We start from the raw sequence: 18,146 nt of genomic DNA, 5'->3' as shown, positions 1-18,146 counted from the left end.
GGAGTCGCACTCGTGCTTACTCTTTGCTCGTGAATCCGAACGACGTCATCCCCGGCTATCGATCCGATGAGATCATCACCAGCGAGTCGACTCGCGCTTCCCGCCTCAAGTGGGTGATCGTGGTCGACAGCGACCTTCCGCCCGGACGTCTCGCCAATGCCGTGGCCTGTGTCGCCGCCTCGACCGGGGATGCGATCGCGGGGATGCTCGGCCCGCAGTGTCCCGATGCCAGCGGCTATCTGCATCCCGGCCTGCCCTGGGCCGGCTGCACCGTGCTCGGTGCCTCGGCCGAACGGCTCGCGAACACCCGCGCGCGAGCTGTCGCCGCCGAGGGCGTCTGGGTGGGCGACATGCCGCTGCACGCACAGGTCACGCGGGTGCACGACGACTATGAGGCCGAGTTGGCGCGCACCGCCCCCGGCGACCTGCAGTCCTTGGCCCTCAGCATCGTGGGGCCGCGCGATACCGTCGACAGGATCGTGAAGAAGCTACGCCTGCTCTGACGAGGTGTGCTCGCCGGCGCCCGATGCGTTCGCCTTCCTGGCCTGGGCACGCTGACGCAGGAACGCGATCACCGCCGAGCCCACCGTGATCACCACGAGGCCGATCAGCACCCACTCCATGTACTGCTGCACGACCGCCGCCACCTCGGGGATGGAGCCGAGCGCCCAGCCCACCGTGATGATCGCGGCCGACCAGAGGAAGGCGCCGAGCGCGTTGTAGCCCACGAAGTGCGCGTACTTCATCTTGCCGACACCCGCCGCGACCGGCGCGAAGGTGCGCACGATCGCCACGAAACGCGCGATCGTCACCGCCCAACCACCGAAACGCTCGAAGAACGACTGCGTGCGTTCGACGTTCTTGCGGCTGAAGAAGCCGGAGTCCCGGCGCTCGAAGATGGCGGGCCCTGCTCGTCGGCCGATGACGAAACCCACTTGATCACCCAGGAACGCAGCCACGAAGACCGCCAGGATCACCACCGGCAACGGCAGCGGGATCACACCGGTGAAGGTGAGCAGCCCCGTGAAGAAGAGCAGCGTGTCGCCCGGCAGGAAGAAGCCGATGAGCAGCCCCGACTCGGCGAAGATGATGGCGCACACGATGAGCAGGCCCCAGGCGCCCGCACCTTCGATCGCGCTCTCGAACCCGAAGATGTCAGCGACCGCCATGGCTCGACCCTACTGCCTCGGGCTGAGCGCCCCTCGAGAGCTAGAGGGGCCCGAGCAAATAGCGGTTCACGGATGCGGCCACCCGGGCGCCCGCGCCCGCCGCCACGATGAGCTGCTGCGGCCCGGGCGGGGTGGTGTCGCCGGCCGCGAAGAGACCGGTGACGGAGGTCGCGCCGCGCTCGTCGACCAGCACATGGCCCTCCCCGTCGCGCTCGATCGGCAGCGACGAGGCGAAGTCGAGCGGCACCGACCACAGCGGGCGCACGAAGCCGCCGTCGCGCGGCACCTCCGTACCGTCGGCGAGCACCACGGCGGTGAGACCCGAGCGGTCGCCGACCACGTCGGCGAGGGCGCGGCGTTCGACGCGGATGCCACGCGACGCGAGGCCCGCCTCCTCCGCGGGTGTGACCGCATCCGGAGACCCGTTCGTGAACACCACCAGGTCGTCGGTGGCCTGCGAGATCAGCAGCGCGCGCTCGGCGAGATCGGGCGTGGTGCCGATCAGGGCGAGGGCACCCTCGCTCTTCTCGAACGCGTCGCACTCGATGCAGCTGTGCAGGCTCGTGCCGTAGTACGCCCGGATGCTCGGCAGCGCCGGCAGGGTCTCCGCCAGCCCGCTCGCCAGCACGACGACGGAGGCGGTGAGATCGCGGTCGGCCGAGCCGCGCACCCCGCGCGACGTCACCGCGAACAGGGGCGGCGCATCCGGTGCGGTGTCGACGGCGGTGATCGACCCGACGGTGCCCTGGTGGAATTCCGCCGACGGGTACGCCTCGAACTCCGCACGGCCGAGCGCGCGCAGTTCGAGCGGCGAGACGCCGTCGCGGGTCAGGAAGCCGTGCGAGACGAGCGTGGCCGAGTGCCGCGGCCGATTGCTGTCGAGGATGAGCACCCGGCGATGCGCACGCACCAGGTTGAGCCCCACCGAGAGCCCGGCCGGGCCACCGCCCACGATCACGACGTCGTAGTGGTCGTTCAGGTTGGGAACCTCGGAGACTCCCCTGCTCACAGGGTGTTCACGAGTCTGTCGAGGCGAGCGATCGTCTCGGACTTGCCCAGAATCTCCATCGATTCGAACAGCGGGGGTGAGATGCGGCGCCCGGAGACCGCCACCCGCAGGGGGCCGTAGGCCACCCGCGGCTTGAGCGCGAGACCCTCGATGAGCCCCACCGCGAGTGCCGACTGGATGGCCTCGTGGTTCCATTCCGATTCGGGAATGTCTTCGAGCGCACCGATCGCGGCGGCGAGCACGAGCCCGGCATTGTCGGGAAGAGTTGCCAGCGCATCGTCGGCATACGAGAGCGCCGACGCCTCCACGAAGAACGGCGCCAGCAGATCGGGCGCCTCGCCGAGCAGCGCCATCCGGGTCTGCACCAGCGGCGCGACGGCGGCGAGCACCGACTCCTGAGACGCCGAGAGCGGCGCCGACACGACGCCCGCGGCCTCGAGGTAGGGCACCAGCCGGGCCGCGAAGTCCGAGACATCCAGCAGCCGGATGTGGTCGCCGTCGATCGACTCGGCCTTCTTCAGGTCGAAGCGCGCCGGGTTCGGCAGCACGTCTTCCACATCGAAGGCGGCGACCATCTCGTCGATCGAGAACACGTCGCGGTCGGGCGCGAGCGACCAGCCGAGCAGGGCGAGGTAGTTCACGAGCCCCTCGGGGATGAACCCACGGTCACGGTGGTGGAACAGGTTCGACTCGGGGTCGCGCTTGGAGAGCTTCTTGCTGCCCTCTCCCATCACGTAGGGGAGGTGGCCGAAGCGCGGAACGAACGTGGTGATGCCGATGTCGATCAGGGCGTGATAGAGCGCGATCTGTCGAGGCGTCGACGAGAGCAGGTCTTCGCCGCGCAGCACATGGGTGATTCCCATGAGTGCGTCGTCGAGCGGGTTCACCAACGTGTAGAGCGGATGCCCGTTCGGTCGCACGATCACGAAGTCGGTGAACGAGCCGGCCGGGAAGGTGATCTCGCCGCGCACCAGGTCGTCGAACGAGAGGTCGGCATCCGGAACCCGCAGGCGCAGCGCGGGCTGGCGGCCCTCGGCGCGGAAGGCCTCCTTCTGCTCCTCCGTGAGCGAGCGGTCGAAGTTGTCGTAGCCGAGCTGCTTGGCCCGGCCGGATGCCTCGTTGCGCGCGTCGATCTCCCCCGCGTTGGAGAAGCTCTCGTACACGTGGCCCGACTCGAGCAGCCGGGCGATCACGTCGCGGTAGATGTCGTAGCGCTCCGACTGGCGGTAGGGCGCGTGCGGGCCACCGACACCGATGCCCTCGTCCCAGGTGAGGCCGAGCCAGGTGAGGGCGTCGACGATCTGCTCGTAGCTCTCTTCGGAGTCGCGGTTCGCATCCGTGTCCTCGATGCGGAACACCATCGTGCCGCCCGTGTGGCGTGCGTACGCCCAGTTGAACAGGGCGGTGCGCACGAGGCCCACGTGCGGGGTGCCCGTGGGGCTCGGGCAGAAGCGCACCCGCACCTCGGAGCCGGTCGCCCCCGAGAACGGGTACGAAGACGGACGGGACACCGGATGCGGGGAGGAATCAGTCATGACCCGTCGATTCTACGGGGAGGGCGCTGACCGTGAGGAGTGCGCGGGCAGACCCGCCGTCAGGCGCCGGCCGCCCGCTTTACGTCGGGCGGTGGCACGCTGGAGGCATGACTTCCCGCGCACAAGGAACGGCCCGCGACGTGAGCGGCAACCGCGCCTTCCACGTTCTCGCCCGCAGTGGTTTCGCCGTGAACGGACTCCTGCACATCCTGATCGGCGCCATCGCAATCGGCGTGGCCGCGAGCGGCGGATCCGGCGGCGAGGCCGATCAGTCCGGCGCGCTCAAACAGGTGTCGAGCACACCCGGAGGGCTGTTCGTGCTCTGGATCGCCGTGGTCGGGCTGTTCGCTCTAGGACTCTGGCAACTCGTGCAGATGGCGGTGATCAGCAACCCCGACCCGAAGAAGAAGTGGGGCAAGCGCGCCTCGGAGGGCGGAAAGGGTGTCGTCTATCTCGCGCTCGGCGTGACCGCTCTCACCTTCGCCCTGGGCGGGTCGACGAGCTCATCGGATTCGAGCCAGACCCTGAGCGCGCGTCTCCTCGAGACCCCCGGGGGCGTGTTCCTGCTCGTGGCGATCGGCCTGGCCGTGTTCGGCGGTGGCGTCGGGTTCGTGGTGATCGGCATCCGGCGCACCTTCCGCAAGCTCATCCGCGTGCCCGCCGGCACCGCGGGGCGGGCGGTGGTGGTGCTCGGAGTCGTGGGGTACGTGGCGAAGGGCATCGCGCTCGGTGTGGTGGGCATCCTCTTCGTGGTGGCGGCCTTCACGGTCGACTCCGAGAAGGCCTCCGGGCTCGACGGCGCACTGAAGGCCCTGGCCGACCTGCCGTTCGGCATCGTGGTTCTCGTTCTCGTGGGCATCGGGCTCATCGCCTACGGCGTCTTCCTGGTCGCGCGCGCCCGGCTCGCGAAGCTCTGAGCCCGGCGCCGGAGCCCTAGGCGCTCTTGAGCGACTTCAGCCGGGCGAGCACCTCGGGGCCGCCGCGGTCGAGCTGGGCTCCGCCGATACGGATGCCGGCCAGCAGGAACACCACCCCGAGCGCGACTCCCACGAGGAGTGTCAGCCAGCCGAGCAGCGCCGATGAGAACACCAGGCCGAGCACCGCGACGACCACGGTCGGCAGGGTGAGCAGCAGGGCGACCCCCCAGACGGCGAACCCCGAGAGAGCCGTGGTGAACCCTGCTCCCGGGGCCGACTTGAACGGGTTGTCGCCCGCCTGCGGCACCGGGATGACGATGCGCGACGACGACACGCTCACCACGCCGAAGCCGCCGAGCAGCGAAGCCGCCGCCAGACCGAGGAGCGTCGGGAGAGCCGCCCACGAATCGGTCACGGCGACCGGCACGATCGTGGCGACCAGCACGAGGGGCGCCGCGATCACGGCGAGCGCGGTGACGCGCCCGACGCGGTCGTCGCGACCGCGCACGCCGTCGGCCAGGTGGGTGGCGAACGCGGTTCCGTCGTAGGAGATGTCGGCGTAGATCGACACGGAGAGGAAGAATGCGATGAGCGGGCCCGTGAGAGTGAGCAGCACCGGAGAGTCGAAGTTGTTCGAATAGAACCAGAGCAGGATCGGCACAAGGGGCACGATGATCAGCTGCCGGGCGTACCGCGGGTCGCGTCTCCAGTAGGTGAGCGAGCGGGCCGCGATCGCCCCGGCCGGCGACGCGGGGAACACCGAGAAGAGCCCCGTCTTGCCCTTCGCGATGCGCTTCGAACCGGATGCCGGCGGCGTCACGAGCGCCACCGCGAGCGCCCGCCGCCAGACGAGCACGAGCACGCCGAGGGTGAGGAGCGCGATGAGGAACTTGAGGGCGGCCGGCCCGTAGTCGCCCACCGCGATGTCGGCGGGCACCGACCAGGGCGCGCCCAGCGGCGACCAGCTGAGAGCACGGGCGAGACCGGGGAGGGCATCCGCCGAGCCGGCGATCCCCCGGGAGAGGAACGAGATGATGGGGCCGAGCAGGATGAGCGGGATGAGCACGAGCACTCCCCCGAGTTCGCGGAACCGCCGCTTCGACTGCAGGCTGGTGGAGAGCGCGGCAACGGCACGCGATCCCACGATGCAGATGAGCACGCCCACCAGCGAGCTGACGAGGGCCGCGACGGCGGCGAGGGGCTCGCGGATCCACGTGGCCACGGTCGCGAGCGCCGCGATCGTGGTGATGATGCCCGGCACTCCCAGGATGCCGGTCAGGGTGAGCCCGAGCAGCAGCTGCCGCATCGACAGGGGGAACACCACGAGCCGGGCGGGATCCAGGGTCTGCTCGACGCCGAAGGCCACGAGCGGAACCACGATCCAGCCGAGCACCAGCGCCGACCCCGCGAGAACCATGATCGTGGCGGTCAGATCGACCGGCGCGAAGCCGAGTGCGATGAGGCCGACCACCACGAGCCCCAGCACGCCGAGCCCGTAGACGGCGCCGATGATCACGGCCACCAGCTGCCACGTGCTGCGCTTCAGGGAGTTGCGCAGAACGAGGAAGCGCAGCTTTACGAGCGTCGCAACCATTCCGGCCCCTCTGCGTGTGTGCGGCCGCCGACCAGCTCGACGAAGCGGTCTTCCAGGGTCGACCCGCCCCGCACCTCGTCGACGGTGCCGGCCACGAGCACCCGGCCGTGGGCCACGACGGCGACGTGGTCGCACATGCGCTGCACGAGGTCCATGACGTGGCTGGACACGATCACCGTGCCCCCGTTCGAGACGTAGCCGGTGAGGATGTCGCGGATGTTCGCCGCCGACACGGGGTCGACCGACTCGAACGGCTCGTCGAGCACGAGCACGCTCGGGGCGTGCACCAGGGCGCAGGCGAGCGCGATCTTCTTGGTCATGCCCGCGGAGTAGTCGACCACCAGCGTTCCCGCCGCGGATTCGAGGTCGAGCAGCCTTAGCAGATCGCCCACCCGCTCGGCCACCTCGACCCGGTCGAGGCCGAACAGCAGGCCGTTGTAGGTCACCAGCTGCTCGCCCGTGAGCCGGTCGAACAGTTTCACCCCGTCGGAGAGGTTGCCGATCAGCGCCTTGGCCTTCAGCGGCTCGCGCCACATGTCGACGCCGTGGATGAGGGACTGCCCCGCATCCGGTCGCAGAAGGCCCGTGGCCATCGAGAGCGTGGTGGTCTTGCCGGCGCCGTTCGGGCCAACGAGGCCGTAGAACGAACCCGTCGGAACCGTGAGGCTCAGCGCATCGACGGCCACCTTGTCGCCGAAGCGCTTCGTGAGGCCGGTGAGTTCGAGCGCCGGTTGCGCCTTGTCTGACATGCGTGGTCCCCTCACGTCGATCACTTGCACCTCAACCCTCCCGTATGCCGCGCTCATCGACAACCGTCGCCACGCCGATGACGGGGAAACCCCTGATCGATCGGGGCCGCGCGAGCCGGTAGAGTGCTGTGTGTAGTTCTGGGTGAACGAAGGAGCGAAGACGTGACGGCTGTCGTACTGCCGGTGAGGCAAGGCAAAGACCTCTCGAAGAAGGTCGCCGGCGGCGTTCTGGTGCTCTTCTGGGTCATCGCGCTCGCTCTCTGGATCGTGGCCCCGAACATGACGGATCCGCGCTGGGGTGCATTCCTCATCGACACCGGCATCGTGTTCTTCTCGGTCGGCTTCGCCGCCCCGCAGATCACCTCGGCCAAGGCCTTCGGCAACACGCTCATCGCGGGTGTCGTGGCCGTGGCCGCCTTCGCGGTCGGCGACTTCCTCGAGATCACGGTGCTGAGCTACATGCTCCGCATGCTCGTGCCGTTCCTCGCGCTGCTCTCGGCGCTCTACGCCACCGTCGGCAAGATCAAGGTCTGGTACAACTGACCCGACCTCCCGGTGGCCGCGGCCGCCCGGGAGAGTGAGGAGGGGGTCAATGACGACCCCGCACATCCGGGACTTCCATCCCGACGATCTCGACGGCATCCTGCACCTGTGGGAGCAGTCCCGGGCCTCGGGTGCCGAGCCCGTCTATGCCCTCTCCGAGGTGGTGGCCTCGTGCCAGATCGACCACGCGGTGGTGGCGACGCTCGGCGATCGCATCGTCGGAGCGGCGGTCGGCCGCGCGGCGCACGCGCAGGGATGGATCGTCTTCTTCGCCACCGACCCTGCTGTGGCCACCGACCGCGATGCAGCGGTGGGCCCCACCATCGGCGCCCGGATGCTCGCCGCCCTCGAACGGCACATGGCACCCCTCGGGCTCTCCCGCCTCTCCGCGCTGATGCCGGAGTCGGAGGCGTCGCTCGACGACTTCGCCGCCCAGGGCTTCGAGTTGAAGCGCAACCTGCGCTACGTCGAGCGCGAGCTGCCGGTGCAGCGCGAAGAGCTCGTGGTGCTCAGAGAGCTCGGCGGCCGCATCCTGGCCCGCGGGCTGTGGGACGGCGTGGGCGGCATGCAGAGAGAGAAAGAGATGCTCGAGCTGCGGCTCGTCACCCCTCTCGCCCAGCCCGACCTCGCCGAGCGGTTCGGCGTCGTCCCCCCTCGGGCCGTGATGCTCTTCGGCCCGCCCGGAACCGGCAAGACCACGTTCGCGAAGGCGATCGCCTCGCGGCTCGAGTGGTCGTTCGTGGAGGTGTTCCCGTCACGACTCGCGGGCGATCCCAAAGGCCTGGCCGGAGCGCTGCGCGAGACCTTCCAGAAGATCTCCGAGCTCGAGCACGCGGTGGTGTTCATCGACGAGGTCGAGGAGATCGCCTCCCACCGGCAGGGCGAGCCGCCCTCCCCCACCCAGGGCGTCACGAACGAGCTGCTCAAGCTGATCCCGGAGTTCCGCGAGCAGTCGGGGCGGCTGCTCATCTGCGCCACCAACTTCATCCGCTCGCTCGACACCGCCTTCCTCCGGCACGGCCGCTTCGACTACGTGGTGCCGATCGGGCTGCCCGACACCGGCGCCCGCCGATCGATCTGGTCGAGCTACCTGCCGCGGGATGTGGCCGCCGCCGTCGACGTCGACCTTCTCGTCGAGCACACGGCGGGCTTCACGCCGGCCGACATCGAGTTCGCGGCGCGCAAGGCGTCGCAGGCCGCGCTCGAGCGGGCGCTGCATCCGGACGTCGGCGCGGCGGTCTCCGCCGAGAACCAGGGTCCACTGACCGACGACTACCTGGTGGCGGTCACGTCGACCCGGCGCACCGTCTCCGACGAGGTGGCGGCCGAGTTCCTCGAGGACATCGACCGCATCGCCCGGCTCTAGCTGCTACGCGCTGGTGGCGTCCTCCACCTCGCCCACGAGCTCCTCGATGATGTCCTCGAGGAAGAGCACGCCGGTCACCACTCCCTCCGCGGTGAGCGACCGGGCCACGTGCGCGCCCGAGCGGCGCATCGACGCCAGCGCGTCTTCGAGATCGGCGTCCCGGGACACCGAGGCGAGACGGCGGATGCGCTTCGCGGGCACCGCCTCCGCGAACGACTCGGGGGTGGTGAGATCGAGCACGTCTTTGAGGTGCAGGTAGCCGGTGGGCTCGCCTACGTCGTCGGTGAGGATGTACCGCGAGTATCCGTGCTCCGACACGGCCATCTGGATGTCGCGCGGTGTCGATCCTGCCGCCAGCAGCACCATCTCACCGATCGGCACCTCGACGTCGCCCACCTTCTTCGCCGTGAACTCGAACGCCGCGGTGACGGTGCCCGAGGCATCCGCGAGCACACCCTCGCGGGTGGACTGCTCGACGATCGACGCCACCTCGTCGAGCGTGTAGGTGCTCGTGGCCTCGTCTTTCGGCGTCACGCGGAAGGCACGGAGGATGAGGTTGGCCAGGCCGTTGAGCGCCCAGATGACCGGGCGCACCACGCGCGACACCAGCACGAGCGGCGGCGCGAGCAGCAGTGCGGCACGGTCGGGAACCGAGAACGAGAGGTTCTTCGGCACCATCTCGCCGAACACCACGTGCAGGAAGGTCACGAGCAGCAGGGCGATGACGAACGCGATGCCGCCGATCAGCTCGGGGCTGAGCGGCGTGAGTGCGAGGGGGTACTCGAGCAGATGGTGGATGGCGGGCTCCGACACGTTGAGGATCACGAGCGAGCACACGGTGATGCCCAGCTGGCTGGTGGCCAGCATGAGCGTGGCGTGCTCCATCGCCCAGAGCGTGGTCTTCGCGGCTTTGCTGCCCGCTTCGGCGCGTGGCTCGATCTGCGAACGGCGTGCCGAGATCACGGCGAACTCGGCGCCCACGAAGAACGCGTTCACCACGAGCAGCACCACGAGCCAGATGATGCCGGGCAGGATGTCGCCGCTCATGAGTGCTCCTCCATCAGCTCGGCGACCGCGGTGGCGGTCGCGGTGCGCCGGGTCTCGTCGCGGGTATCGGGCTCCGTCTCGTTCTCGGTGGCCGGGATGAATCGCAGCCGGTCGAGCCGAACGCCGTCGACGCGCTCGACGCGCAGGATGCCGCCCTCGATCGCGACCTCGTCGCCGAGTTCGGGCAACCGGTCGAGCTGGTCGATCACGAAGCCGGCCACGGTCTCGTAGTCGTCGTCCTCGGGCACGATCACACCGGCGCGCTCGCGCAGCTCGTCGGGGCGCAGGCTCGCGTCGAAGGTGACCGATCGGCCCGTGCGAACGATGCCCGCGTGCATCCGGTCGTGTTCGTCTTCGAGCTCGCCCACGAGTTCTTCGACGAGGTCTTCGAGGGTCACGATGCCCTCGGTTCCGCCGTGCTCATCGGTGACGACCGCGATCTGGAAGCCCCCCGACCGCAACAGGCCGAGCAGCGTGTCGATGCCCATGGTCTCGGGAACGCGAAGAGGGTCGATCATGAACTCCCCGACCGAGCGGGTGGCGCGGTCGTCGAGGTCGACGGCGAAGGCCTGCTTGAGGTGCACGACGCCCACGATGTCGTCGGCGCTGTCCCCGATCACGGGGAAGCGCGAGAACCCGGTCGAGAGGGCGAGTTGTACGACGTGCTGGGCGGTGTCGGCCGGGGTGACCGTCGACATCCGCACGCGAGGGGTGAGCACGTCCGCCGCCGAGCGCTCCGAGAATCGCAGGGTTCGGCTGAGCAGCGTGGCGTGGTCGTCGTCGAGCATCCCCTCGAGGGCCGAGCGGCGCACGAGGGAGCTGAGCTCCTCGGCCGAGCGCGCGCCCGAGATCTCCTCCTTGGGCTCGATGCCCATGGCCCGGATGAGGGCGTTCGCGGTGTTGTTGAACAGCAGGATGACGGGCTTGAACACCGTGGTGAACACCGTCTGGAACGGCACCACCACCTTGGCCGTGGCCAGGGGCAGGGCGAGGGCGAAGTTCTTCGGCACGAGCTCGCCGATCACCATCGAGAAGAGCGTGGCGAGCACGATGCCGATCACGGCGCCGAAGCCGGGCACCGCCGCCTCGGGGATGCCGAGGGCGAGCAGCGGGTCGCGCAGCAGCGACGAAATGGCCGGCTCGAACGTGTACCCCGTGAGGAGCGTGGTGAGGGTGATGCCCAGCTGAGCGCCCGAGAGGTGCGTCGACGTGATCTTCAGCGCGGTGATCGTGGGCTGCAGCCGCTTCTCGCCGCGAGCCTGGCGGGCCTCGAGGTCGTGCCGGTCGAGGTTGACGAGGGCGAACTCGGAGGCGACGAACAGTCCGGTGCCGACGGTGAGCAGCACTCCCACGCCGAGCATGATGAACTCATACACGGGGCAGCCCCCTGCGAAGAGAATCGATTCGGTTCAGATCTGCAAGGGGCGTCGGCCTGTGATGGGGAGGGTCATCCATGGTTCCGACAGCCTAGGCAACCCGCCTGGGAAAGTTCTCTCAGGGCCCGTCGGCAACCGCACCTCAGGGCTTGGTTGCGTTGTAGCCGGCGTCTTTGAAGAGACGGCGCAGGTCGAGCACCATCTGCTCGTCGACGTCTTTGTGCTTGGGCTTCGTGAGCACGATGCGGCCCTCGCCGAGCTTCACGATGAACTTGCCGTCGTGCTCCTCGCGCACGTCGGCCACCTCGTCGAGCAGGGCGATGACGTCCTTCCACTCCAGGTTGTGCGTGGTGGGGTGGCGCTCGATGTGCTCGAGGGTGGTGCGGTGGTGCTGGCTGAGGTGGTCGGGGCTGGTGGCGTCGGTCATGTGACGCTCCTTTCGGTGCTCGTCGTGGCTCTCCGGGTTCACGATAGCGGGCGGCTCGTCCGCGGGAGACCCGCGACCACGAGATCGTAGGAATTCACGATCAGGTCTTCCACGAGCTGCGCGTCGGCGTCCGGGCCGACCTGCACGGTTATCCAGTGCTTCTTGTTCATGTGGTAGCCGGGCGTGATCCACGGATGCTCGCGCACCAGCGCCTCGACGTAGGGGGGCTGCGCCTTGAGGGTGATGCTCACCCCGTCGCCCTCGAGAGGGGTGATGGCGAACACCTTGCCCACCACCTTGGCCACCGCCGTCTCGGGGCCGAAGGGCCGCTCGTCGGTGGTGGCGGGCAGCGCCGCGCAGATCCGCTGCAGGTCATCGACGGTGAGGGTCATGGCCCCAGTGTGCCGGATCGGCAAGGCGGTTTGCAGAAAAGGGGCGCGACCTCCAGGCTGAACGCATGAACGCTGAAGCACCCACCGACGCCACCGCCTTCTGGGAGGGCCGCTACCAGGAGAGTCACCGCATCTGGAGCGGAAACCCCAACGTGGCCCTCGTGCAGGTGGTGGGCTCGCTCATCCGCGACCACGGCATCATCCCGGGCCGGGCGCTCGATCTCGGCAGCGGAGAAGGAGCCGACTCGCTGTGGCTGGCGGAGAACGGATGGCGAGTCACCGGCATGGACATCTCCCCCACGGCCCTCTCGCGCGCCGCCGAGCACGCCGCCGAACGCGGGATCGCCCGGGACCGCGTGACGTGGGTGCAGGCCGACCTGGCCGGCTGGCGGCCCGCAGCCTCCGAGAGCTACGACCTCGTGTCGGCGTGCTTCCTGCACTCCCCCGTGACATTCCCCCGCGACGAGGTGCTGCGCCGGGCGGCGAGCACCGTCGCACCCGGCGGGGTGCTTCTCGTGGTCGGCCACGCGACCTTCCCGGCCGGCTCGCGCGCCCAGCACGAGGACCACGTCCAGCCGCCCACACTCGAGGAGGTCGAGGCCTCCCTGGCCCTGCCCTCCGACGACTGGACCACGCTCGTGAGCGAACTCCGCACCCGTGAGGGCCGCGGCCCCGATGGCACCACCATCACCCTCGACGACGCGGTGCTCGCGCTCAGACGCCGCTAGCCGCATCGTTAGCGGCAGAGCATTGCCCCGGCCGACTCACACTCATACCATGAGACTCGATTCCACTTCATGAGAAATTGAGCGAGATCGAGGGCCATGAGCGAGACATCCGACACCGAGTTCCTGGTCGCGCTGGCGGATGCGCGTCCCACGATCGACGGCATCGTCGACTTCGTGAACTCCCACCCCGAGCTGGGCCACGAAGAGGTCGAGTGCTCGGCGCACCTCATGGGGGTGCTGCGCGAGGCAGGCTTCGAGGTCACAGCCGGGGTCGGTGGGATGCCCACCGCCTTCCGCGCCGAGATCGCCGGCGGGCTGCCGGGCCGCACGGTCGGGGTCGTGGCCCTGTACGACGCGCCGGCCTCCCTCCGCGCCGACGGTGTGGTCGATCCCATCCACTCCTGCGGGCACGGGCCCCAGTCGGCGGGAGTGGTGGGCGCAGCGCTTGCGTTCGCCGCAGGCCGGCAGAGCCACGCGGGGCGATTCGTCGTCGTCGGCTGCCCGGCCGACGAGATCCACTCGCCCCTCACCCGCTCGATCGGCGGAGGCAAGGGCGTGAGCGCCGCACAGGGCGTCTGGGATGACATCGACGTGGCGCTGTACCCGCATCCGGAGTTCATCGACACGGTGTGGACGAAGACGCTCTGGATGCGCCGCGAGACCGCCCTCGTCGTCGGTGAACGCACCTTGTCGCGCGACGGCGTCTCGACCCCCGTTGCGGCCCTCGCCGCCTTGGCCACGATCACCGAGCAGACCGACCCCGCCCAGATCATCATCGAACGGGTCGTCTTCGACGGCGACGTCGAAGAGGGCTCGGGCGCCGTTCTCGAAGCCACCTTCCTCTCCTACTCCGAGACCGAAGAGGGCCTCGAGACGCAGATGGAGCCCGTGCGCCGCCTGCTCGGGCCCGCCGCCTGGACCCAGGCCGGCATCGTGCCGGCGGTACGACCGGATGCGGCCGTCACCGCGCTCGTGGCCGACGCCTTCGCCGCGGCCGGCCGCGGTTTCGACGCCGATCCGCCCGCGCTCCCCTTCCCCACCGACTTCGGCCACGTGTCGCGGCGGGTGCCGTCGGCCCTCGTGGGCATCGGACGCGCCGAGGGCTGGGGCTATCACACGCCACTCGGAGCGGTGCAGTTCGCCGGGCCCGAGGGCAGGGAGATCGCCGAGGCGACCGCGCGCGTGATCGGGCTCTCGGTGCTGCGGCTCGGCCCGCCCGTGGCCGCGAGCTGAGAGGGAGTCCGGTCGCTTCGAGCTCCCCCGTCAACATCACCGCTTCTTGACACGGTGACAAGGCGGCCCGGTATCCTGATCGGCTGGCATCCGGCCAGGGACAGGGCCACGACACGATGAACGACTACCTCGACACCAACCGCGCGAACTGGAACGATCGCGCCTCCCTCCACGCCGCGCGCACGGGTCAGGGCTACGGTGTGCAGCGCTACATCGACGACCGGGGGCTGCTCTCCGACGTCGTGCGCTTCGACCAGGAGCGCCTGGGCGACATCCGGGGCCTCACGAGTGTGCACCTGCAGTGTCACATCGGCACCGACACCCTCTCGCTCGCCCGACTCGGAGCCCGGGTGACGGGCCTCGACTTCTCGCCCGTGGCTCTCGCCGAGGCCCGCGCCCTGGTGGCAGAGACAGGCGATGCCGTCGACTTCGTGGAATCGGATGTCGACTCGGCGCTCTCCGCGGTGCCACCCGGGTCGTTCGACCTCGTGTACACCGGTATCGGGGCGCTCTGCTGGCTCCCCCGCATCGACGACTGGGCGCGGGTGGTGGCCGGGCTGCTGAAGCCGGGTGGTCGCCTGTTCCTCCGGGAGGGGCATCCGATCCTCTGGGCGGTCGACGAGCGGCTCACCGACGAGCCGCACCTCCGCTATCCCTACTTCGAGCAGGAGGATCCCCTCGAGTGGGATGACGACAGCAGTTACGTCGAGACCGACCGGCCGCTCACCGCCACGAAGACCTACGAGTGGAACCACGGCCTCGGCGAGATCGTGACGGCGCTGCTGGGTGCAGGGCTCACGATCACCGGGCTGGTGGAGCACGACAGCGTGCCCTGGGAAGCGCTCCCCGGTCAGATGGTCGAGCGCCCCGACGGCGAGTACGCCCTCGACGAGCGCGCCGGCGTCATGCCCCTGAGCTTCACGCTGCAGGCCGTGAGGCTCACCGCCTGAGCGAGTCGCGGGCTGCCGCGAGGATCCGCTCGCTCAGGGCGGTGGTGGAGGTGGCGCGGGAGAGAAGCAGGGCTCCCACCATCGTTGACAGCCGCGCGAGCGACTCAGCGTCGGCGGTCTCGCCGTCGTCGGCCAGCCAGGCGGCGAATCTCTCGACCCCCTCGGCGAAGGATGCCCGCACCGCCGCGTCATCGGTGCGGGCGACGTCGGGCCCGAAACCCGTGGTGGGGCATCCGTTGGCCGCGTCGTCGCGATTCTCGACCGACAGGTAGCCGTCGAGAAACCGGGAGACGGCATCCGGATGCGTGTCACTCGACGCATCGACCTCCGCGAGCCTCTGGCCCATCGCGCCGAATGCGGAGCCGGCGGCCTCGGCCACGAGCGCGTCCTTCGAGGGGAAGTGACGGTAGAAGCCGCCGTGCGTGAGCCCCGCGTCGGCCATCACCTCGGCCACGCTCACCGCCTGAACACCACGCTCGCGGAACATGTGCGAGGCCGCGCGCACCACCTCGTCACGATGCGTCTGCGCCTCGACCCGGGACACTCTGCCCATTCTTCCTCCTCCGTCGACCCACATCGATTCTGCCGTGCTATTAATAGATGATAGTCGTAATCTATTCAATCCCAGGGAGATCACCATGGACATCGCAGGATCCGTCGCATTCGTCACCGGAGCCAACCGGGGGCTCGGCCGCCAGATCGCACTCGAACTGCTCCGTCGCGGGGCCACGGTCTACGCGGGGGCACGCGACCCGGGCACCGTCGACATCGCAGGCGCCATCCCGGTGCGCGTCGATGTGACGGATGCGGCCAGCCTCGCCGAGGCCGCCGCCGTCGCATCCACCACGACGCTGCTCGTGAACAACGCGGGCATCACGGGATGGGGAGGCGAGGGCGGGCTGCTCGATGTGCCGGATGAGAGCGTGCGCGCCGTCATGGACACCAACTACTTCGGCGTGCTGAACGCGACACGCGCGTTCGCGCCGGTGATCGAGGCCAACGGCGGCGGCGCCGTGCTCGACGTGCTCTCGGTGCTGTCGTGGTGGCACCCCGCGGGCTCGGGTGCCTACGCGGCGTCGAAGGCGGCGGCGTGGGCGCTCACCAACACGCTCCGCGCGGAGCTCGCGCCGCGCGGCATCCGGGTGTCGGGGCTGCACGTGGGCTACATGGACACCGACATGACCGAGCAGGTCGACGCCCCGAAGACCGATCCCGCCGAGATCGCGGTGATCGCCGTCGACGGCATCGCGGCGGGGGTGGACGAGATCATCGCCGACGAGGTGTCGCGTCAGGTCAAGTCGGGTCTGTCGGCCTGACGATCACGCGTCGGGATGCGGACTTCTCCACGAATCGCGCCGACCTCGCCGAATAGGGCGCCGGTCTCCGTGATTCGTGCAGAAGTCCGCATCCTGTCGCCGACCGAGGCTAGAGCGCGCCGCTCGCCGCCCGTTCGACGACGTGCGGCGAGCGGTCGAAGATGAGCAGCCGGTCAGCGAGCTTGTCGACGAAGAAGCGGTCGTGCGACACCACGATCACTGCACCCGGGAAATGCGTGAGCGCGCGCTCCATCACCTGGGTGCTCGTGATGTCGAGGTGGTTGGTGGGCTCGTCGAGCACGATCACGGCGGCGCCTGAGAGCAGGCACTGGGCGATGGCGACCCGGGCACGCTGGCCGCCGGAGAGGGTTCCGATCTTCTGCTGCAGCTCGGCATCCGAGAACTGCAGCATCGCGAGGAAACGGCCCACGCTCTTCTTCGTGGCGCTGAACGCGAGCGAGTCGGGGTAGGCGTTCACGGCGTGACCGACTGTGTCGGTGAGATCGAGTTCGGCGTACACGCGGTTGTAGGAGGCGAAGCGGGCGCCCTTCGCCCAGCGCACCTGGCCCGCATCCGCTTCGGTGTCACCCGTGAGCACGTCGAGCAGTGTCGACTTGCCGGATCCGTTCGCGCCGATGACGGCCACCCGGTCGCCGCGGTGCAGGCTGAAGCTGAGGTTCTCGAAGAGCGGATGTCCGCCGAAGCTCTTCGTGAGCTTCACCACCTCGAGCAGGTCGTTGCTGACGCGCAGGCCGCCGTAGATGTCGGTGATGATCTGGTCGATGGGGCGCGGTGCCTGGCGCTTCTTGATGTCGGCGAGGCGTCGTGCCACGGCATTCGAGGGGTTGCGCGCCGCCTCGCGCCGGGCCGCGCTGGCGGCCTGCTCGTAGGCGAGCAGTTCCTCCTCGTGGGCGAACTGGCGCTCGAGCATCTTGAGGCGCGACTGCTTGGCGTGCACGTAGGCGGAGTAGTCGCCCTCGTACTCCTGCAGACGGTAGTTCTCGATCTCCACGATGCGGGTCACCACGCCGTCGAGGAACTGGCGGTCGTGGCTCACCACGAGTACGGCGCCCTGATAGCGGCCGAGCCAGGTCTCGATCCAGCGCACGCCGTCGAGGTCGAGGAAGTTGGTGGGCTCGTCGAGCAGCAGCACATCGGGCGACTGCACGAGGATCTGCGCCAGAGCGGCGCGGTTGCGCCATCCGCCCGACAACTGGTCGACGGGTGCCGCGCGCCTTGTTTCGTCGAAGCCGAGGCTCGTGAGCACGGTGTCGATGGTGTTCTCGTACGACCAGCCGTCGAGGGCGTCCATGCGCTCGAAGAGGTCGCCCTGCTCGGCGAGGAGGGCGGTCATGGCGTCGATGTCGTCGGCCAGGGCCGGGTCGCCCAGCTGCTCGCCGATGGCGTCGAGCCGCGCCTGGGTCTCGTGCACCGCCGAGAAGTGATCGCCGAGGATGTCGCGGATGCTGCGCTCCCCGTCGAGTTCGGAGAACTGCGAGAAGTACCCCACGGTGGTTCCGAGCGTGATGTCGACGGTGCCGGCCGTGGGTTCGAGGCGCCCGAGGATGAGCTCGAGGAACGTGGTCTTGCCGGTTCCGTTCTTGCCGATCAGCCCGACGCGGTCACCGGCCTTGAGCTTCAGGAACCCTTCGCGCAGCACAGGCCGCCCGTCGAACTCGATGCCGACATCGTTCAGGCGGATCAGGCTCACGGTTTCCTCACGGGTCGGGCGGCAGCGCGCATCTCGCCCGCCGGCCGACGTCCCAGCCTACCCGCGCCTCGAGGGAGGGTCCGG

19 protein-coding genes are annotated in these 18,146 nt (G+C 69.3%); 8 read left to right on the top strand and 11 right to left on the bottom strand.

Going from position 1 to position 18,146, the window contains the following annotated elements:
- Positions 1 to 29: 29 nt before the first annotated feature.
- On the top strand, positions 30 to 503 hold the full coding sequence (locus EPO52_RS03970) for a DUF2000 domain-containing protein (RefSeq protein WP_290802271.1): 474 nt from the start codon (positions 30 to 32) through the stop codon (positions 501 to 503).
- Here EPO52_RS03970 and EPO52_RS03965 read toward each other — a convergent pair.
- Genes EPO52_RS03965 through gltX form a run of 3 tightly spaced genes read right to left on the bottom strand, consistent with a single transcriptional unit; the run spans position 489 to position 3,713 of the window.
- Positions 489 to 1,169, bottom strand: a complete 681-nt coding sequence (locus EPO52_RS03965; RefSeq protein WP_290802267.1) for a VTT domain-containing protein — start codon at positions 1,167 to 1,169, stop codon at positions 489 to 491. The genes EPO52_RS03970 and EPO52_RS03965 overlap by 15 nt on opposite strands.
- 40 nt (positions 1,170 to 1,209) lie before the next feature.
- Entirely contained in the window at positions 1,210 to 2,178 is a 969-nt protein-coding gene (locus tag EPO52_RS03960) for an NAD(P)/FAD-dependent oxidoreductase (protein ID WP_290802265.1), read from the bottom strand.
- Entirely contained in the window at positions 2,175 to 3,713 is a 1,539-nt protein-coding gene (gene gltX / locus EPO52_RS03955) for a glutamate--tRNA ligase (protein WP_290802262.1), read from the bottom strand. Before gltX ends, EPO52_RS03960 begins: the two co-directional genes overlap by 4 nt.
- A 107-nt stretch (positions 3,714 to 3,820) precedes the next feature.
- Between gltX and EPO52_RS03950 the strand changes: the two genes are divergently transcribed.
- Entirely contained in the window at positions 3,821 to 4,630 is an 810-nt protein-coding gene (locus EPO52_RS03950) for a DUF1206 domain-containing protein (protein ID WP_290802259.1), read from the top strand.
- Between the two features lie 16 nt (positions 4,631 to 4,646).
- Here EPO52_RS03950 and EPO52_RS03945 read toward each other — a convergent pair whose 3' ends face one another.
- Together EPO52_RS03945 and EPO52_RS03940 are read right to left on the bottom strand one after the other, a co-directional pair.
- Positions 4,647 to 6,224, bottom strand: coding sequence for a transporter (locus EPO52_RS03945; RefSeq protein ID WP_290802256.1), 1,578 nt, complete (start codon positions 6,222 to 6,224; stop codon positions 4,647 to 4,649).
- Positions 6,206 to 6,973, bottom strand: a complete 768-nt coding sequence (locus EPO52_RS03940) for an ABC transporter ATP-binding protein (protein WP_290802253.1) — start codon at positions 6,971 to 6,973, stop codon at positions 6,206 to 6,208. The genes EPO52_RS03945 and EPO52_RS03940 overlap by 19 nt, the downstream gene beginning before the upstream one ends.
- 162 nt (positions 6,974 to 7,135) lie before the next feature.
- Between EPO52_RS03940 and EPO52_RS03935 the strand changes: the two genes are divergently transcribed.
- Entirely contained in the window at positions 7,136 to 7,516 is a 381-nt protein-coding gene (locus EPO52_RS03935; protein ID WP_290802250.1) for a hypothetical protein, read from the top strand.
- A 49-nt stretch (positions 7,517 to 7,565) separates the two neighbouring features.
- On the top strand, positions 7,566 to 8,882 hold the full coding sequence (locus tag EPO52_RS03930; RefSeq protein WP_290802247.1) for an ATP-binding protein: 1,317 nt from the start codon (positions 7,566 to 7,568) through the stop codon (positions 8,880 to 8,882).
- Between the two features lie 3 nt (positions 8,883 to 8,885).
- Here the strand turns inward: EPO52_RS03930 and EPO52_RS03925 are convergent, their stop codons facing one another.
- The 4 genes from EPO52_RS03925 to EPO52_RS03910 all read right to left on the bottom strand — a co-directional run bounded on the left by EPO52_RS03925 (position 8,886) and on the right by EPO52_RS03910 (position 12,124).
- On the bottom strand, positions 8,886 to 9,929 hold the full coding sequence (locus EPO52_RS03925) for a hemolysin family protein (protein WP_290802244.1): 1,044 nt from the start codon (positions 9,927 to 9,929) through the stop codon (positions 8,886 to 8,888).
- Complete coding sequence (locus EPO52_RS03920) at positions 9,926 to 11,305, bottom strand: hemolysin family protein (RefSeq protein ID WP_290802241.1); 1,380 nt, start codon at positions 11,303 to 11,305, stop codon at positions 9,926 to 9,928. Before EPO52_RS03920 ends, EPO52_RS03925 begins: the two co-directional genes overlap by 4 nt.
- 142 nt (positions 11,306 to 11,447) lie before the next feature.
- Complete coding sequence (locus EPO52_RS03915) at positions 11,448 to 11,732, bottom strand: hypothetical protein (RefSeq protein ID WP_290802238.1); 285 nt, start codon at positions 11,730 to 11,732, stop codon at positions 11,448 to 11,450.
- A 38-nt stretch (positions 11,733 to 11,770) separates the two neighbouring features.
- Positions 11,771 to 12,124, bottom strand: coding sequence for an MmcQ/YjbR family DNA-binding protein (locus tag EPO52_RS03910; RefSeq protein WP_290802235.1), 354 nt, complete (start codon positions 12,122 to 12,124; stop codon positions 11,771 to 11,773).
- A gap of 65 nt (positions 12,125 to 12,189) precedes the next feature.
- Here EPO52_RS03910 and EPO52_RS03905 point away from each other — a divergent pair, with 65 nt between their 5' ends.
- The 3 genes from EPO52_RS03905 to EPO52_RS03895 all read left to right on the top strand — a co-directional run bounded on the left by EPO52_RS03905 (position 12,190) and on the right by EPO52_RS03895 (position 15,035).
- Complete coding sequence (locus tag EPO52_RS03905; protein ID WP_290802232.1) at positions 12,190 to 12,852, top strand: class I SAM-dependent methyltransferase; 663 nt, start codon at positions 12,190 to 12,192, stop codon at positions 12,850 to 12,852.
- 96 nt (positions 12,853 to 12,948) lie between these two features.
- Entirely contained in the window at positions 12,949 to 14,085 is a 1,137-nt protein-coding gene (locus tag EPO52_RS03900; RefSeq protein WP_290802229.1) for a M20/M25/M40 family metallo-hydrolase, read from the top strand.
- Positions 14,086 to 14,201: 116 nt separating this feature from the next.
- Positions 14,202 to 15,035, top strand: coding sequence for a class I SAM-dependent methyltransferase (locus EPO52_RS03895; protein ID WP_290802225.1), 834 nt, complete (start codon positions 14,202 to 14,204; stop codon positions 15,033 to 15,035).
- On the opposite strand, the gene EPO52_RS03890 is transcribed toward EPO52_RS03895, so the two are convergent.
- Positions 15,025 to 15,588: a TetR/AcrR family transcriptional regulator gene (locus EPO52_RS03890; RefSeq protein WP_290802222.1), complete on the bottom strand. Its 564-nt coding sequence runs from the start codon at positions 15,586 to 15,588 to the stop codon at positions 15,025 to 15,027. The genes EPO52_RS03895 and EPO52_RS03890 overlap by 11 nt on opposite strands.
- A gap of 85 nt (positions 15,589 to 15,673) precedes the next feature.
- Between EPO52_RS03890 and EPO52_RS03885 the strand changes: the two genes are divergently transcribed.
- Positions 15,674 to 16,351 (top strand): SDR family oxidoreductase, encoded by a 678-nt coding sequence (locus tag EPO52_RS03885; protein ID WP_290802219.1) that lies wholly within the window; start codon positions 15,674 to 15,676, stop codon positions 16,349 to 16,351.
- Between the two features lie 109 nt (positions 16,352 to 16,460).
- On the opposite strand, the gene EPO52_RS03880 is transcribed toward EPO52_RS03885, so the two are convergent.
- The gene (locus EPO52_RS03880) at positions 16,461 to 18,062 is read right to left on the bottom strand and encodes an ABC-F family ATP-binding cassette domain-containing protein (protein ID WP_290802216.1); all 1,602 of its coding nucleotides are present in this window, start codon (positions 18,060 to 18,062) and stop codon (positions 16,461 to 16,463) included.
- Between the last annotated feature and the right edge of the window lie 84 nt (positions 18,063 to 18,146).

It is taken from the genome of Herbiconiux sp. (genome assembly GCF_004297105.1).
In the GTDB taxonomy this organism is placed as follows: Bacteria; Actinomycetota; Actinomycetes; order Actinomycetales; family Microbacteriaceae; genus Herbiconiux.
The sequence above is the reverse complement of the archived record's forward strand: the minus strand, read 5'-3'. Positions and strand labels throughout refer to the sequence as shown.

Excerpts from the sequence above, each read along its gene's own strand:
- EPO52_RS03910 (WP_290802235.1), bottom strand. The coding sequence starts at position 12,124 with ATGACCCTCACCGTCGATGACCTGCAGCGGATCTGCGCGGCGCTGCCC.
- EPO52_RS03925 (WP_290802244.1), bottom strand. The coding sequence starts at position 9,929 with ATGAGCGGCGACATCCTGCCCGGCATCATCTGGCTCGTGGTGCTGCTC.
- EPO52_RS03930 (WP_290802247.1), top strand. The coding sequence starts at position 7,566 with ATGACGACCCCGCACATCCGGGACTTCCATCCCGACGATCTCGACGGC.
- EPO52_RS03905 (WP_290802232.1), top strand. The coding sequence starts at position 12,190 with ATGAACGCTGAAGCACCCACCGACGCCACCGCCTTCTGGGAGGGCCGC.
- EPO52_RS03915 (WP_290802238.1), bottom strand. The coding sequence starts at position 11,732 with ATGACCGACGCCACCAGCCCCGACCACCTCAGCCAGCACCACCGCACC.
- EPO52_RS03965 (WP_290802267.1), bottom strand. The coding sequence starts at position 1,169 with ATGGCGGTCGCTGACATCTTCGGGTTCGAGAGCGCGATCGAAGGTGCG.
- EPO52_RS03945 (WP_290802256.1), bottom strand. The coding sequence starts at position 6,224 with ATGGTTGCGACGCTCGTAAAGCTGCGCTTCCTCGTTCTGCGCAACTCC.
- gltX (WP_290802262.1), bottom strand. The coding sequence starts at position 3,713 with ATGACTGATTCCTCCCCGCATCCGGTGTCCCGTCCGTCTTCGTACCCG.
- EPO52_RS03885 (WP_290802219.1), top strand. The coding sequence starts at position 15,674 with ATGGACATCGCAGGATCCGTCGCATTCGTCACCGGAGCCAACCGGGGG.
- EPO52_RS03895 (WP_290802225.1), top strand. The coding sequence starts at position 14,202 with ATGAACGACTACCTCGACACCAACCGCGCGAACTGGAACGATCGCGCC.
- EPO52_RS03950 (WP_290802259.1), top strand. The coding sequence starts at position 3,821 with ATGACTTCCCGCGCACAAGGAACGGCCCGCGACGTGAGCGGCAACCGC.
- EPO52_RS03890 (WP_290802222.1), bottom strand. The coding sequence starts at position 15,588 with ATGGGCAGAGTGTCCCGGGTCGAGGCGCAGACGCATCGTGACGAGGTG.
- EPO52_RS03900 (WP_290802229.1), top strand. The coding sequence starts at position 12,949 with ATGAGCGAGACATCCGACACCGAGTTCCTGGTCGCGCTGGCGGATGCG.
- EPO52_RS03940 (WP_290802253.1), bottom strand. The coding sequence starts at position 6,973 with ATGTCAGACAAGGCGCAACCGGCGCTCGAACTCACCGGCCTCACGAAG.